General features: G+C 40.2%; 14 protein-coding genes. 8 read left to right on the plus strand and 6 right to left on the minus strand.

Annotated elements, in window-relative coordinates:
- Positions 1-357: 357 nt before the first annotated feature.
- Positions 358-1,296 carry a phosphoribulokinase gene (locus HWQ37_RS11770; protein WP_292747300.1) on the plus strand — a complete coding sequence of 313 codons (939 nt, stop codon included), beginning with the start codon at positions 358-360 and terminating at the stop codon, positions 1,294-1,296.
- Positions 1,297-1,558: 262 nt separating this feature from the next.
- On the opposite strand, the gene HWQ37_RS11775 is transcribed toward HWQ37_RS11770, so the two are convergent.
- Complete coding sequence (locus HWQ37_RS11775) at positions 1,559-2,623, minus strand: CBS domain-containing protein (RefSeq protein ID WP_292747303.1); 1,065 nt, start codon at positions 2,621-2,623, stop codon at positions 1,559-1,561.
- Between the two features lie 457 nt (positions 2,624-3,080).
- Here HWQ37_RS11775 and radC point away from each other — a divergent pair, with 457 nt between their 5' ends.
- Entirely contained in the window at positions 3,081-3,812 is a 732-nt protein-coding gene (gene radC, locus HWQ37_RS11780) for a RadC family protein (protein WP_094344442.1), read from the plus strand.
- Positions 3,813-3,971: 159 nt separating this feature from the next.
- Here the strand turns inward: radC and HWQ37_RS11785 are convergent, their stop codons facing one another.
- The 3 genes from HWQ37_RS11785 to HWQ37_RS11795 form a co-directional block, all read right to left on the minus strand.
- Entirely contained in the window at positions 3,972-4,763 is a 792-nt protein-coding gene (locus HWQ37_RS11785) for an SDR family NAD(P)-dependent oxidoreductase (protein WP_465249690.1), read from the minus strand.
- 78 nt (positions 4,764-4,841) lie between these two features.
- Positions 4,842-6,314 carry a lipase family alpha/beta hydrolase gene (locus HWQ37_RS11790; RefSeq protein WP_292747310.1) on the minus strand — a complete coding sequence of 491 codons (1,473 nt, stop codon included), beginning with the start codon at positions 6,312-6,314 and terminating at the stop codon, positions 4,842-4,844.
- A 261-nt stretch (positions 6,315-6,575) separates the two neighbouring features.
- Complete coding sequence (locus HWQ37_RS11795) at positions 6,576-8,585, minus strand: hypothetical protein (protein ID WP_292747312.1); 2,010 nt, start codon at positions 8,583-8,585, stop codon at positions 6,576-6,578.
- 666 nt (positions 8,586-9,251) lie between these two features.
- Here HWQ37_RS11795 and HWQ37_RS11800 point away from each other — a divergent pair.
- The 5 genes from HWQ37_RS11800 to HWQ37_RS11820 all read left to right on the plus strand — a co-directional run bounded on the left by HWQ37_RS11800 (position 9,252) and on the right by HWQ37_RS11820 (position 15,858).
- Positions 9,252-10,646, plus strand: coding sequence for an NADH:flavin oxidoreductase (locus HWQ37_RS11800; RefSeq protein WP_292747315.1), 1,395 nt, complete (start codon positions 9,252-9,254; stop codon positions 10,644-10,646).
- Positions 10,647-10,712: 66 nt separating this feature from the next.
- Positions 10,713-12,179: a c-type cytochrome gene (locus HWQ37_RS11805; RefSeq protein WP_292747317.1), complete on the plus strand. Its 1,467-nt coding sequence runs from the start codon at positions 10,713-10,715 to the stop codon at positions 12,177-12,179.
- An 11-nt stretch (positions 12,180-12,190) separates the two neighbouring features.
- Positions 12,191-12,616: a hypothetical protein gene (locus HWQ37_RS11810; RefSeq protein ID WP_292747320.1), complete on the plus strand. Its 426-nt coding sequence runs from the start codon at positions 12,191-12,193 to the stop codon at positions 12,614-12,616.
- Positions 12,617-12,691: 75 nt separating this feature from the next.
- Entirely contained in the window at positions 12,692-14,125 is a 1,434-nt protein-coding gene (locus HWQ37_RS11815; RefSeq protein ID WP_292747323.1) for a c-type cytochrome, read from the plus strand.
- A 92-nt stretch (positions 14,126-14,217) separates the two neighbouring features.
- Complete coding sequence (locus tag HWQ37_RS11820) at positions 14,218-15,858, plus strand: lipoxygenase family protein (protein ID WP_292747326.1); 1,641 nt, start codon at positions 14,218-14,220, stop codon at positions 15,856-15,858.
- Positions 15,859-15,882: 24 nt separating this feature from the next.
- Here the strand turns inward: HWQ37_RS11820 and HWQ37_RS11825 are convergent, their stop codons facing one another.
- Positions 15,883-16,122, minus strand: a complete 240-nt coding sequence (locus HWQ37_RS11825; protein WP_292747329.1) for a hypothetical protein — start codon at positions 16,120-16,122, stop codon at positions 15,883-15,885.
- A gap of 318 nt (positions 16,123-16,440) precedes the next feature.
- Here HWQ37_RS11825 and HWQ37_RS11830 point away from each other — a divergent pair, with 318 nt between their 5' ends.
- Positions 16,441-16,620: a type I-MYXAN CRISPR-associated protein Cas6/Cmx6 gene (locus HWQ37_RS11830; protein WP_292747332.1), complete on the plus strand. Its 180-nt coding sequence runs from the start codon at positions 16,441-16,443 to the stop codon at positions 16,618-16,620.
- Here HWQ37_RS11830 and HWQ37_RS11835 read toward each other — a convergent pair.
- Positions 16,532-16,741, minus strand: a 210-nt coding sequence (locus tag HWQ37_RS11835) for a hypothetical protein (protein ID WP_465249691.1), incomplete at its 5' end; no start/stop codon positions are given. The two genes, HWQ37_RS11830 and HWQ37_RS11835, sit on opposite strands and share 89 nt — an antisense overlap.

Below are 16,741 nucleotides of genomic sequence, written 5' to 3' on the forward strand. Positions count from 1 at the left end.
ATGGAGCGCCTAACTCATGACTGGAAGTCACGAGTGTGCGGCTTGCAGAAATCAAAATTGAATATCTGCGGCTGAAAGTAGGTTCGCTCTGGGATGTCTAGTTTTTATACGTAGAGATATAGCAAATTGCTGAGTAAAAACCCTGTTGCTTCAAAGGCTATAACCCTAACAATCATGTAGATTGTTAGAAGTATACAAAAAGCGTAGTTTACCGCCGTAGGCATCGCACAAATCTTCTATGTGTTTTTATATTGCATACCAAGTCTTTGCTTGAGTTACTGGCTTAAACCCTTCTAGAATAAAAACTATATGTAGGGAAATTGTATTAATAAACTTACTTTTATTCTGGGAGGTATGATGAGCCGTCCAATAATTCTTGGTATTGTCGGCGACAGCGCTGCTGGTAAAACAACACTAACGCGAGGAATTGCTCAGGCACTCGGCCCAGAAAATGTCACAATCATCTGTACAGATGATTATCACCGTTACGATCGCCAACAACGTGCAGAAATCGGTATCACTGCCCTCCACCCCGACTGCAACCACTTGGATATTATGCAGCAACATTTGTCGCTGTTACGCACAGGACAGCCTATTCTCAAGCCAGTTTATAGTCATAAAACCGGCACATTCGAGCCACCGCAGTATATCAAGCCCAGTAAATTCGTGATTATTGAAGGATTACTCGGTTATTCTACTCGTGCTGCCCGTGATTCTTATGATGTAAAAGTTTACCTTGCACCCCCGGAAACTGTACGCGCTAAATGGAAAGTCAAGCGAGATACGCAAAAGCGTGGCTACACTCCTGAACAGGTGCTAGCAGAACTAGAAAAGCGCGAACCAGACTCAGCAGAGTTTATCCGTCCGCAACGGCAATGGTCTGATATAGTTATTAGTTTCTATCCACCCACTGATGAAGATGATGAAACCAATGGACACCTTAACGTCCGATTGGTACTGCGTCCGACAATTCCGCATCCAGATTTCACTGCAATTACCAACTCTGGCTATGGTAATTCTGACTCAGCCATCCGCCTGGGGCTAGACAGGGATATGAATAAGCCGGTGGATGTCTTAGAAGTTGATGGCCATGCTACCTTAGAACAGGTGAATAAGCTAGAGCATATTATTTGTTCTGATATGCCCCATTTACGAAATATTTGCGATCGCGAAAGTAATCCAGAACTAGGTAAAATTGCTGGTACAACTGGAGAAACATTGCAAAGTTATCCTCTGGCTCTGACTCAGTTAATTATTACCTACCACATGCTGAAAGCAACGCAAATTTATCAGTGAGTGAAAGAAGAAAATTATGGCTCTTCAGTACTTGGTATGCTAAATCTATGTTATAAAAAGCTCGAAACCCTTGCTAGACAACATAAACATCAGTTTTTAACTTAAATTTAAGAGCTTTTATGAGGTTTAGAGGCTTTAACCCTAATTTGTTAGTGGATTTTGAGTTTTAATTAATAGTTTGGCATAACACATACTGAAGAACCAAAATTATTTATCTATTGTTCCCAGATTATATCTGGAAATCCTTCATAAATAACTTGATTTAAACCTTTTTGGGGTCAAGAATACGCATAAAGTTTATAAACAAGCGAAGCATTTGAATATCTTCCTCGGCAAAGGGATCTGGATCAAAGTGCATTACATCATTTCGCAATTCGCGTATAATATCTAAATGCTTAATAAAAGTTGCCCGATCAATTGATATGTTGAGGTTATTCCAATGTTCGGGCTTTTCAAGCAATCGTAAGTATTCCCCAAAATTCAGATCAGCTACAGAATTTATTACGCGCTCATCTTTCGGATCTCGAACTGAAGCAAGCTGTTCGGGAGTGAACTTACAGTCAATTAAACGTCGAACATAGTTCTCAATTTCACCAACTAACAGAAAAGGTTCAGTAAGTTGACGAAACTGCAAACTCAAATCACTTGTTGTTACTATCCCTGAAATCTTCTGATCCTGCTGACGAACAAGCACGTATCCATGTTTAACGATCAAATCAATGGCGGAAAACAATGAGGAGTCTGCTCTAAGTTCAGGCACTGTTGTTTCCATACAATCACGAACCTTTTCGCAAGGACGCTTAAGAGATATTCTTCTACCAATGGATTCCCAACTGATTACCCCTTTTACTTCGCGCTCTGATTGTATAACTGGAAGTTGTGAGAAGTCATGCATCATCATTAATGTTGTTGCTTCTAACAGTGTTGAGTTCGGATTAACTACTATAGGGGTACTGTTTGCTGATGCCAGTTGCCCAATACGAAAAGTTGGATCTTCAATGGCTCCAGAAACAAACTCTGCTGTAATAACCTCCACAGTTGCATCTGGTAGATCAGTTGCTGAAATAGTATCTTCAGTTATAGCTTTTGATTCTACTTCATTAAGCTTCTGGGCAGGAACAAAACGCACTTCAGCATCAATGTATACGTTAGTGAAGTCTGGCTCAGTTGCCAAATCTACCTCGGTAAGAGCTTTGCGGATTGTATCTACAACAAATCTACGTCGCTTGGCACCGAACCATGTGAGAAGAGTTCTGACAGTTTCCTGAGCTAAGCTTTTATCTTCATGTACCTGCCTAGCGATTTCTCGGAGCTTTTCTGGAACCATTGGATACGTAGTTTACCTCTGAGAATTTGTAATAATTTTAACTTAGATATTAACTGGATGCAGAAAGCCGACAGAAAAACTCGAAGTCCAGTCTTACACATAACCTCATGTAGGCTGACTATAAGCTAATAAGCATTAAATTTGCATAGAATCATGGCTTCAGCCCTTATTAAAAGCGAATAATTCTGGAAAAATGAATGAGGATCAGATTAGTAATATGTGCTGTAAAGTCTGTGTTTACTGAGACTGCACCAAGCTCATTTATTAGCATAGATCGCCGCCTCTATTTTAATACAACACCTTACGAATGATGACTGTAATTTCCCTTAGAGCAAGATGGGGAAAAATAGAAAAAACTTATCAAGGTTAAAGATTTTCTCAAATAAAGATGATTTTGAGAGCAAACGAGGGATAACTAAGGATAGTTCTATGTGTGGTGCTATTTTCTTAGTTTAATATGACCTATTGCCTCAGAATTGCCGACCTACCTACAAATGAGCGTCCGCGTGAGCGATTAATGACGCATGGTGCAAAAATTTTAGCCACAGCAGAGTTAATCGCAATTCTTTTAGGCACCGGTCAAGGGCCAGGAAAACTATCTGCTGTGGGTTTGGGACAATATATCTTGAGCGAATTAGGCAAACATCAACGCGATCCTTTGGTAGTTCTGCGAGAAGTTAGCCCTGCTGAGTTAATGCAAATTTCTGGTGTTGGCCCAGCGAAGGCGACAAGTATCTTAGCCGCAATTGAATTGGGTAAACGCGCTTTTCAATCTCGTCCCAATGATGGCACATTAATTGATAGCCCACTTGCTGCTGCTGCTACCCTTAGTCAAGATTTGATGTGGCAGGTACAAGAACGTTTTGCAGTGGTGCTATTAGATGTCAAGAATCGTTTGCTGGGTACGCAAGTAATTACTATTGGCACTGCAACGGAAACCTTAGCCTCTCCCCGTGATATTTTTCGAGAAGTTATTCGTCAAGGTGCAACGCGGGTAATAGTTGCCCACAACCATCCTTCTGGAAACCTTGAACCCAGCCAGGAAGATATAGAATTGACACGTCAGTTATTAGCAGGGGCGCAGCTTTTGGGTATTCCGGTACTAGATCATCTGATTTTGGGCAATGGCAATCATCAGAGTTTACGGGAACTGACAACCTTATGGGATGAGCATCCACAGGGAGATTAAAATAATTCGTAATTCGTAATTCGTAATTAAAGACCAAAACACTTGTAGAGACGGCGATTTATCGCGTCTTGTAGAGACGTAAGAAACAAGATCCCCGACTTTTTTAAGAAGTCAGGGATCTTGTTTCTTACAAATGATTTAGGATTAGTATGTTACAACTTATTTGCTTTCCTGCATATTTCTGACTAGTTTTGTTACTAGCTTTCTGGGAGTAAATCTGACAGATTCAGCGAGTAGCTTATTTTTAATTCCAGGAACGACAACAGTTTTGTTTTCAAATAGACCACGATAGCCGATTTGAGCTACTGTTTCCGCAGTCATAATTTTTTGACCGCTTACCAACTTTGAATCTTCCATTGCGGCTCTTTGTTGAAAACCAGATTCTGTAGGGCCTGGACAAAGTGCTGTTACAGAAACGCCTGTGCCTTCTAATTCATTAGCGATCGCTTCTGAAAACGATAACACGTATGCTTTACTCGCGTAGTATACTGCCATCAGCGGCCCTGGTTGAAAAGCAGCTGTGGAGGCCAGGTTTAATATTTTTCCAGACCCCCGTTTAACCATACCTTTGAGAAATAACTTGGTTAAATGTGTCAAACATAAAACATTAACCTGTAGCAATTGCATTTCAGCATTCAGGTCAATTTCATGAAATAATCCGTAGGTAGCAAACCCCGCATTGTTCACCAGCACATCAACATTAATCGATGCTTGTTCTAGCTCATTGAAAATTTCTTCTGGGGCTGATGGATGAGATAAATCTTTGGAAATAACTTTGACATCAATGCCAAATTTATTTTTAAATTCATCGGCGATTTTATTCAGCTTTTCTACGCTTCTCGCTACCAACACAAGATTGTAGCCATCCTGAGCAAATAATTTCACGAATTCATAACCGATGCCGCCAGATGCACCAGTAATAAGAGCCGTTTGTTTGCGATTACTCTGCATAATTTTTCCTTTTGTCATTTGTCATTTGTCATTTGTCATTTGTCATTAATTCTGCTCCCTCATCTCCCCCTGCCTCCTTCATTGCCATTGAGAAATTTCCAAGCGAACTGCTGCATTTGTTCCTAAGACTTTTTGCCCACGTTCAGGTAAAGAAACATACGCAACATATACACCTGAACTAGATTCGGAAGTCGGATTTAACTTTGTTAATGGCTCTTTTTCATCAGAGTTCCAACTATATTTAGCCTCATAAGTACTATTTGATTCGGCAACATCAGTAATTAGATAGTCAGACCACAAAGGTACTTGGTCGAGATGACTGTCACGTAACCAATTTGTCTCTTGTTTTGTGAATGAATGTAATGCTAAACGCAGAGCATATCTACATATATTATCATCACTGGCAGAGTTTCTTGGAATTAAGAAAGCTGTAAATAGAGGAACAGGTTTATCTGTTCGGGTTAACTCTTGTGTAATTGGGCAATAATGAGCGATCGCTTGCTCATATATAGGTATAGGAAGACCACGTAAAGCCACTCTAGTTTCCAGTTGATAAAAATTCTTGTCCAGGTCTTTTAACTCCACATTACTAAGAGAAAGTTTCACCTGGATATCACCAAACAAAAATCGTTGCAGGTTTTGATAACCTTCTTCGGAGTTCAATATGCCATAACGTCCACCATGAGACCGATGAACATAAGCACGATGAGATCCTCCGATATAAGCTTTATCAATCTGAACTAGACCATCACTTTTGACCCCAACAAGATTGCGTGAAAGACCAAAAGCTTCTTCATAATCATGTGCATTCGTGCCAATCAAAGAAAAAACGCGGTTTGGTGAAAATGCATTATCTATGCTTTGTAGTTTTTCTAGCTGAAAGTTATCGGGTAACTCAGTCTTGGGCTTGACATTAGGTGTTAAATACTGATACATCCTCTGAGGGCCAAAGTCATCAGAATTGTTCAATTGAAACTTGTCTCTCAGATTTTCAATCAAGCCACTCCCGACCTCAAAATAAATACCGCCATGAGGTGTAGCATAGGTAAAAAATTTGTCAATATTATCGGCAGCTTGCTCGTTTTGTTCTGGATAAATCTTTTGAATCAAACTGCGACAAACAAGGCCGCCCATCGAGTGAGCAACCAGATAAATTTTATCAGCACCCGTCGTTTTCTTAACATTCTGAATCAGTTCTCTTAAACCCTTCGCTATCTCCTCCATCTCTTGTCGGACTACACTTGAGGAGCCAAAACTAGGTGTAGATATATCATAAAATCGATAGATCCAAATAGTTTTATGAAGTTGACCAGATAATCTTTTAATTTGATTGCTCACATTCTGATTGTCAACAATCGGTTGATAACCATGATCGGTCATTAGTCGCAGCAATGGACTCTCGAAAAAAAACTTCTGGGGGTTTTCTTTCTCATCGACTCGAATATGAGTTGAACCACTATTGAATCCATAAAAGGGATCGTTGACTGTTTGCTCAACGTCTTTTTCTGTACCTGCATATCCACGAACGAAGACAATTGGTAAATACTGCATATATATCCTTGCTATTTAATAAATATTTTTCTCGTTCCCAGGTTAAATCTGGGAACGAGTGCAGAATATCCAGACAAGTTGTCTTAGTACAACATTTTATTAATTCGTAGCGAATTCTCTGCGTTTAAAACACTACGATTTTACACAAAGCTGTACTAGTAGTCTGTTTCAAAAGTTTTGAGAGGTTAGTGGTGTTCAGATCCCCGACTTCTTCAAGAAGTCGGGGATCTAGCAGCCCCGCAAAATTAATGGGACAGAGTACTAGAAAGTTTTCACGAACTCAATTAGCGCTTTCTTCTCTTCGTCTGGGAGATTTGAGCCAAAATAATGACCTTCATCTTCCACAAAGTCAGGAGATTTGTTGGCTCTTAAAAGCACACGTGCCAACTTACCCTTAATTCCACCGCCGGGTTTCAAGTCCTGGAAAAGGCTGCTGAGATTGAGAGATGTAATCGCCTCTCTAATATTGATGCTTGCCAGTAAATTTACAGGCGTACCTTTCGGAACAGGAAGTTTAAATCTCGGATTCGGATCTCCTGGGGGAAGCTCTAATTTAGTATCTTGAGATGTCCTGCTGATAATTCCCTCACGCTTTTCCGGCCACAGCAGCTTTTCCATTGCATCCGTATAGGCTTCTACACGTCCTTTCACTGAAGGATCTTCGTTGTAAAGTCCTAGCGTGTTGTTGTGAAGAAGTGGTGCTGTTGCCCAAATACTCACTAGTGAAGGTGTACGGTAATATCCCAAACCGCCGTCAGGTATCTTAAATTCGATGGGTTTTTTCTCATCTAAGGGGTTGTACAGCGTCAAAGTACCCGGTGAAGGCAGTTCTTTGTAAGTCTTAGAGGAGAACTGATCCCAAATATGCCCCTTAGTGGCATTTGTCCCTAGCGATCGCGCCGCATTGGTACCAATTAAGGTAACTGGATAACGCTGATCATCAGACAAGAAGTTGTGGTCTAAAAAATTACTACTGAGTACAGACTCTTCATACCATTTCTGAGCCTGTTCGGGGTCAGCAGCGATCGCAGCCGATGGCTTTTTGCTGGAATGGCAACTAGCGCAAGTGCTAGCAAAAACCAGTTTGCCACGTTTGAGAACTTCTTCATCTTTAGTCAAGAAATCTTTACCATCTGGTGCATCTTTCAGGTGCATCGGCTGGATGGTTTTTAAGAATGCTTCGGCATCAGCCATACGTGTTTCTGTCTGTCTCCAGCCTTCGCACTCCTTCCGCGCCTTTTCGATGTCAAAAGGTTTTTGGGGAGTTCTGCCTAATAAAGGCTCATGGAGACTTGTCCAGTAATCGCCGCACATCCCAATGTTGACGTAGACGCGTAGTGAGGCTTTTGCCACTCCTGTAGAGTCTGCACCATCCTTGAGAATATGGTTGACATCCTGAATTGAACCGTCGTTCATCACCTCTGGATATTTGGGGCGATCGCCTAAATTAAAAATGGCATTGATCGCATTCGGATTGTTAATATGATCGGTGGCAATCCGAGAAGTATCAGAAGTCCCCGGTTTCTGAGAGTTAAGTACTTGCTTAATAAAACTATTGTCTGCAACACTGGTATCAAAGAATTTGTTTTCTTTGATGTACTGATTACCCAATGCTGGTACCAAGTTTTCCCATTTTGGATGTTCCTTGTCTTTGGGTGGATTGAGCGGATCTAATGCTACGTGACAGATAGCACAGGATTGCCCAATCACGTAGGGAGGCTCAACTTGTGAGTTTTTGGCATATTCAACAGGGTTCCATTTTGCCGAGTCAAAGTTGGGGTTGGGGAACTTACGCAACCCAATTACACCAGTTGAAAGCGGATCTTTACATTTATCTAGCAGCAATCCGTATTCATCTGGTGCTGTCGCTTTTTCACATCCAGGATCGTTAATTGCGCCATAGAGTTTGAATCGCTCGTCATGCTTATCTGAGTTAATCAGCTTTAACAGATCGGCACCGCCATGTGTTCGCTTCGCTAAATCACGATAGTACTTAGCATTACCGCCAGTCCATAAGTACCAAGTGCAACGACCCCGTTTTTCGGCATCTGTCAAATTCTCCTTTGTGTATTCTGGGAGATAACCAATACCCTCACAGTTATCAGGGTATTCAGATACACCCGTATCCGAATACTTGGTACTTATGGATGTAGGTGTTTCACTATACTCATCGGCTAGAGCTGTAGGCGTTCCATAAAAGCCGCAGACTATAAACATAGTCACGAATAGGAGGAGCAGACAGCCCTTAAAAATTAGACTTGTCTTTTTCATAAAACTCTCTGGTTCTAACACCTAAAACTTTTCCACTGACCTCACGTTTACAGAGGTACACTAATCCTTCATCACCAATTTCCCATTTTCCAGATTTAGTCTGGGGATATTTTGATGATTTAGAATGTACCTTACTGAGGTTCCTTATATATGAAGTTACTACACAAATTTGCAAAACGTCATCAATAAACTTTTATACATTTCTAAATCAAAAATTTAAAAAATTGTAAATTTCCTATGGTGTTCAATAACCAATTTGCTATGGTTATATGCGTTACTTACGTACTTGGTAATGTTTGTCACAGATTATTAAGTGCTTCTTTTAAGGTTGCCTTAACCTGATCAGAGAAGAAAAGACGAAAATTTTCGCTTTTTTTAAGAATTGCGCTGTAAATACCATAGCTTTACAAACTGCAAAAGTCTTTATATAACTGTAAAAACCGATAAGGATAAATATCTATGCTGAAACTTGATAGGTAAATTTAAGTAACAAAAGCTTAATACTTAGCCTTGGCATCCGAAAACCTGCACTGTAGATTTGTAGACATAAAAAACTGCCTTCCCAGAGACACTAGAAATAATAGTTCTCTGGCGAGACTGTTAGTAGTACGAAGAATTTTGACCGCCTAATTTTATTGCCGAAACAATACAAAAGACAGGAAACACATGGAAAAGGATATTATCTTTGAGCCATTGAGATTCCGTAATCTCACAGTAAAAAATCGGATATTCCGCTCTAGTATTTCTGGAAGATGGGATAACTATGATGGTTCAGGTACTCAAGCTAGAATCAACTGGGAAGAAAAGTTTGCTCGTGGTGGTGTAGGAGCTATTATTACTTCCTTTGTTCCAGTCGCCATCCGGGGAAGAATTATGCCCAATTACGCCACCATTAACTGTGACGATCGCATTCCTTTTTGGCGAAAAGTAGGAGAAAGAGTCCACGAATATGACTGTAAATTTATTTTACAATTAAGTCATTCGGGGCGACAACAAGATATTGGGGGTGTAGAAAACTTAGGAAAAAAAGCGTTAAGTTCCACTAGCCAAACAGAGCCATTCCACGGCTTTTTGTGTCAGGCGATGACACTAGCAGAAATTAAAGAAACAATCCAATACTTCGCCGATGGTGCTAGACGCGCCCGTGAAGCAGGTTTAGACGGAGTAGAATTGCACAGTGCTAATGGATATCTTTTTAACCAATTTCTCAGTTCTGGAATTAACGACCGTCAAGATGAATATGGTGGTTCATTAGAGAATCGAGCGCGGTTTTTGCTAGATGTAATTAGAGCCATCCGCAAAGAAGTAGGGAACGACTTTCACCTGCAATTTAAAATTAGTGCCGTTGACTATAACAACGCCGTCACCTTTTGGGAAAAACCAGGTAATACCATAGAAGATTCCATTCAAGTTTGTCAATGGGCAGAAGAAGCCGGGGCTGATGCCGTCCATGTGTCAACTGGTAGCTTATTTCCTCACCCACTCAATCCCATTGGTGATTTTAATTTTGATGTCATTACTAAAACTTATGATGCTATGTTGTCGAGTGGCGTTGAAACCACACGCAACTACATTTTATTTCGCAAAGCATTTTTGCATCCGCTTTTCAATTTTTTATGGAATCGGGTCAAAAAGCAATTGCCTCCTCAAGCATTTAGTGGTGATGATGTAAAAGACCCCAAAATCAAGCAGCTACTGATAGAAAACCAAGGCAGAAACTTGCTAGATTCCAGAGAAATTAAAAAGCACGTTAATATTCCTGTATTATGTACAGGTGGTTTACAGCAAGCTTCTTATATTCGTCAGGCAATTAATGATAAGTATTGTGATGGCGTTACAATGGCTCGTACCCTAATTGCTAATAATGACCTAGTTAAATCTTTTCAATCAGGTAAAGACCTCGCAGATAAACCCTGTACCTATTGCAATAAATGTCTGCTGAATGTAATTGAAAATCCCTTGGGTTGTTACGAACAGGAACGCTTCAATAGTTATGAAGAGATGATGGAAGAAGTAATGTCAGTCTTTCATGAAACTCAGTTTGCAAATTTATCTAGATAAAAAAGCGATGCGTATCATATCGACAATTTTGCTTACAAATAATCTCGACAACATGGGGAGTGTTTCATGACTGAACAAACAAACCCTACCCTACTCCCAACCTCAATTAAGGGAGTCTTACAGCGAATTTGGGTTGTGATTGTAGGTATTGTAGCAGTAGCAGTATTTTTCCTTTGGCCTGTTTTGTCTAACTCCCCAGTGGATTATGCTGATATTCAAAACCACTTTAAATATGGTTCAATCGGCAGCGAACCGATCAATGGCATCCCTTACTGGGTTTGGAAAGTTTTACCAGAATTATTCCCAGATAAATTACCTGGAAAAGGTTATATTTCTCTGGGATTTATCAAAGAACCTGACAAAGATTTGCCTATAGGTTTTTCACAACGGCGAGTCTTTATCGATCGAGTTGGCTTGAATTGTGCTGTATGTCATACGGGGACACTGCGAAATACCCCTAATAGCGAACATCAAGTCATGACTACAATGCCAGCTAATGTGCTGAATTTGCAGGGATATATCAAATTTTTATCAGCAGTTGGTGTAGATGAGCGCTTTACTGCTAACCGCATGTTGCCAGAAATTGAAAAAATCAGTGGTGGTCTTAATCCCATTGAAAAATTACTTTATCGCTTCATTGCAATTCCCCAAACTAGAGATGCATTAATTAATCAAGCATATCGACTTAAGTTTGTTGAAGAACAGCCAGATTGGGGGCCAGGAAGAGTAGATACTTTTAATCCTTATAAAGCAATTCAATTCCATTTTCCAATGGATAAATTGCGTGAGGATGAACTGATTGGTACTTCTGATTTTCCCTCAGTTTGGAATCAAAAACCCCGCAAAGGGCTAGAGTTGCATTGGGATGGTAATAATAGTTCTGTTGATGAACGTAATAAGAGTGCAGCTTTAGGCACTGGAGTCACACCCACAACAATTGATTTACCTAGAATTCAGAGAGTTGCTGATTGGCTGTGGGAACTACCACCACCAAAATATCCCTACGAAGTCAACGAAACTATAGCAGCGAAAGGAGAACAGCTTTTTCAAAGTAATTGTGCTAGTTGTCACGCTTTTGGTGGTGCATATACAGGCAAAGTTGTCCCAATTCAAGAAATTGGCACAGACCCCCATCGTCTCGACTCATATACTTACGAAACGATGTCTAATCAAAATACTCTGTATACAGGTTATCCGTGGCGCTTTAAAAATTTCCGTAAGACTAATGGCTATGCAAATATGCCTCTTGATGGTGTTTGGTTGCGTGGCCCTTATCTGCACAATGGCTCAGTCCCCACCTTACGAGATTTACTAGAAACACCAGAAAATAGACCTAAAGAATTCTATCGTGGCTACGATGTGATTGATAGAGCAAAAGTTGGTTTTGTATCTGATATCGGTGTAGAAAACGGTAAGCAATACTTTAAGTTCGATACCACAAAAGCTGGAAATAGTAACAGTGGACACTTATATGGTACCGATCTTCCCACAGAAGATAAAGATGCACTAGTTGAGTACATGAAGAAGCTTTAAAAGGAGAAGAAATGAATAATTACGCTAAATGGTTTAGTCGCGTTACTTGGCTTGGCATTATTGTTAATATGCTTTTTGTCATTCCCTCTTGCTTCTTTCCAGAACTAATGCTGACGTTCCTTCAGATGCATATACCAGTGCCAATTATCTGGGTTCGCGCTACGGGAATGCTGTTATTTATTATTAGTGCATTTTATGTTCCTGGGGCACTTGACCCGTACCGATATCAGGCAACCGCCTGGATATCAATATTTCCTTCTAGAGCTTTTGGGTCAACATTTTTTATTTGTGCAGTGTTTTTCTTTGGTCAAGATAAAGGATTTTTATCTATTGCCTTTGTAGACCTGTTTTTTGGATTAGCGGAAGCAATTTTTCTGACCTTAGCAATGCGTAATCAAAACGCTATTGCTGAAACCCCAGTGAAGCAATTCTCCTAATTCTCATGCCTAGCCTAGTGTGAGCATATCGTTTGCACTACAAACAGATTCTTCTGCAAGGAGCAAGAGAGTGCCATGACAATACTCAAAGATAAAATAGGTAGGGTAATCACAAGCATTATTTTAATTGTGATCCTTTTAGCTGGTGTAGTTGGGTATGTGGGATGGTACAACCTTTTTCGAGAGGTTCCCACATATTATGAATCGCCTGAAGAACATTTTAAATATGGTTCTATTGGCACAGAAGAAGCGCAAGGTGTTCCCTATTGGATTTGGCTGGTATTACCACGAATATTCCCTGATAAATTACCAAGGCCAGGTGGTTATACTTCCTTGGGAATCACATGGGAAGAGGGTAAAGAAATGCCAGTTGGGTTTACAAAAAAAACCATTGGCTTCCCTCGTGTCGGTATAACGTGCGCGGTTTGCCATACTGCTACCTATAGAAAAACAGAGAAAGATAAACCCACAATTGTGGCCACCGCTCCTGCTAATAAGTTTGATTCACAAGGCTATTTACGATTTTTGAGTGCAACTGCTGGTGATTCTAGATTTACAGCAGATTATATCCTTGACGAAATCAAATATAATTATCGGCTTTCTTGGTTGGAAAATTTACTTTATCGCTATGTACTAATTCCTCAAACTAAGAAAGCGCTGCTGCAACAAAAAGAAGACTATAGTTGGACAGATTCTCGTCCTAACTGGGGGCCTGGTCGAATTGACCCTTTCAATCCGGTTAAATTCAATACTTTGAAGTTGCCCAAAGATAACACTATCGGTAACTCTGATATGATGCCTCTTTGGAATCAAAAGATGCACAAAGGATTTGCACTCCATTGGGATGGGTTAGAAACCTCACTAACAGAAACTGTTCAAACTGGAGCAATTGGTGATGGTGCTACCAAAAAATCGCTTCCTGTAGCTGATTTACAACGGGTAGAAGATTTTATTCAAGAAGTACCACCTCCCAAATATCCATTTGCTGTTGATGAGCAAGTTGCTGCAAAAGGAAGTCAAATTTTTGCTAATACTTGTGCATCTTGTCATGCTTTTGGTGGGGAAAGAACGGGTACTGTCATCCCTGTAGAAGAAGTGGGAACTGACCGCCATCGTTTAGATATGTGGACGCAAGAAGGAGCAGATACTTACAATCATTTTGGTGATGGCTACCCTTGGGATTTTAAAAATTTACGTAAAACCAATGGGTATGTATCTGTTTATCTAGATGGATTGTGGTTAAGAGCGCCATATTTACATAATGGTTCAGTCCCATCTCTACAAGATTTGTTAGAAAAACCAGAGAATCGTCCTCAAGTTTACTATCGGGGATATGATGTCTACGACCCGAAAAAAGTTGGCTTTATTACTGAGGGAGATGAAGCCAAAGCTATAGGTTTTAAATACGATACGACGGTAACTGCTAATTCAAATCAGGGACATATTTATGGCACTGATTTATCTGATGAGAATAAAAAAGCCTTGATTGAGTATCTGAAAACTCTGTAATGAAATTTGTTGCTAAATCGCATCATGATTTAGCAACTTTCTGACATTGCTCGTTTACTAGCAAACGCTAACAAACCGAATTGGAGCTAATCGTGAAACCATATTTACCCCAAAACGATCCTGATACTAATGTCCGAATCAATTGGCTAGATCAAAATCGAGAAGAGTACAAATTTAATTACAATTATCTGGCTCCTCTACCAGTAATTGATAAAGTTCCTCATAAGGAAATATTCTCGGCGGAATATACTGCTAAACGTTTGGCAAGTATGGCAACTCTTGCGCCGAATATGCTAGCTGCCAAAGCCAGAAACTTTTTAGACCCACTGGATGAATTGGAAGAATATGAAGACCTTTTGTCACTACTACCCAAACCTGATGTTATAAAAAATTACAAAACAGACTCTTGTTTTGCGGAACAAAGACTATCGGGAGCGAACCCATTAGCTATCCGCAGAATTGATGTACTACCTGATAATTTTGCGGTTACAGATTCCCATTTCCAGAAGGTTGCAGGTACAGAATTTACTTTAGAAAAAGCACTCAAGGAAGGCAAACTGTATTTCTTAGATTACCCTTTGTTATCTGATATTAAAGGTGGTGTCTACGATAATGTTAAAAAGTACCTTCCCAAGCCGCAAGCTCTATTTTACTGGCAAAGTAATGATAGTTATAATGGTGGTTCTCTAGTGCCTGTTGCTATCCAGATTAATCATGACTCTGGCGCAAAAAGCGTGATTTATACACCCGATGACACCCATTTAGATTGGTTTTTGGCAAAAATCTGTGTTCAAATTGCTGATGGTAATCATCAAGAATTAGGTAGTCATTTTGCCTATACTCACGCAGTTATGGCTCCGTTTGCAATTGTAACTGCGCGCCAACTAGCAGAAAATCATCCCATCGCCTTACTATTAAAACCCCACTTCCGTTTTATGCTATTTGATAACGATTTGGGGCGCACTCAGTTTTTACAGCCTGGAGGCCCAGTTGATGTGTTTATGGCAGGTTCCTTGGCGGAATCTCTGGGGTTTGTGGCGAAGGTTTATGAAGAATGGAGTGTTGAAAAGTTTACCTTTCCTCGGTTAATCAAAAGTCGTCAAACAGACGATCCAGAAATTTTACCGCACTTTCCTTTCCGCGACGATGGCATATTAATCTGGAATGCCGTTGAAAAGTTTGTTTCTGAATACTTGCAACTCTATTACAAAACCTCACAGGATCTAATTGATGACTATGAGTTGCAAAATTGGGCTAGGGAATTAGTAGCCCAAGATGGTGGTAGAGTCAAGGGAATGCCAGCCAAGATTGATACTCTAGAACAACTGATTGAAATTATTAGTGTGGTAGTATTTACTTGCGCTCCTCTACACTCTGCTTTGAATTTTTCTCAGTATGAATATATGGCTTTTGTACCCAATATGCCCTATGCAGCCTACCACCCAATTCCAGAAACTAAGGGTGTGGATTTGGAAACTATCATGAAGATACTTCCTCCCTTTAAACAAGCTGCCGATCAGGTGATGTGGACTGAGATTTTAACATCGTACCATTATGACAAATTGGGTTTTTATGATGAGGAGTTTGCCGATCCATTGGCGCAGGAAATTGTGGTGCAATTCCAGCAGAATTTGCATGAAATAGAACGGCAAATAGATATTAGAAATCAAACTCGTCCCATACCTTACAACTACTTCAAGCCTTCGCAAATTATTAACAGCATCAATACTTGAACTGGGGACTAGTAGTCCATGTCATTAGTTCTGATGGGTTGGATAAATCTTTAAAAGCTTAACTCTTGCGTCTTCTGTACGAAAACGCCAATTTACACGAACCTGATTTTGATTGCGTAGGCGTAGCCCGCCGTAGGCATCGCGCTCCCAAATCGAGACCTCTGAATCTAAAGTTTCAAGATTCGGAATTCTACGGTTTAAACATTGGCGGACAAGTACAGATAATTCCGATTCTAGACTCACAAGTTGTGTGACTTTACCCATAACTTTGCCGCGACTGGAACCATAACTTTGCCGTCAACAACACTATAACCCTGATTCTTGCGTCAGCTAATTTTGGATGAAATTGACAGTTTGGAACCATAACTTTGCCACTAGTCCAAATTGGAATGATAAGCTTGCCGTGAGTCCAATCAAGCATAGAAAGCAGGAAAGCGCCGGATTTTTTTAGAATGAATGGAACAGAAGCGGTTTATGCTGGTATGGGATAGAAACTTTCGGCCATCCATCTGTTCTGAGTAACTACTGGAGTATTAGAAGATCCTCCTAACCACTGAGAATGGTTATGTTATCTATAGTGCTTTGTCCAGTATTTGTCCTAGCCTTCACGAACTAAAGTCTATTGGGATTCATCCGATTGCTGGAATACCAACCAGAAACAATTTGCTTGAACTCACTGCTCAATCTCGTCTAAAAATTCGGATTTATCATCAACAAATTCCTTTAATTTATCGGGAATATCCAAAGCTTGTAACCATCTAATCACTGGTACACAGAAAAACTCAAGAAGGTTTCTAAAAAATGTATCTAATAATACGGTTTTTTTGACAACAGTCGGTTTTATAGGTATCGCTCTGTGTGCGATCGCAAAACTTTTCGGTCT

Source organism: Nostoc sp. NMS4 (genome assembly GCF_017115095.1).
Lineage (GTDB): Bacteria > Cyanobacteriota > Cyanobacteriia > Cyanobacteriales > Nostocaceae > Nostoc.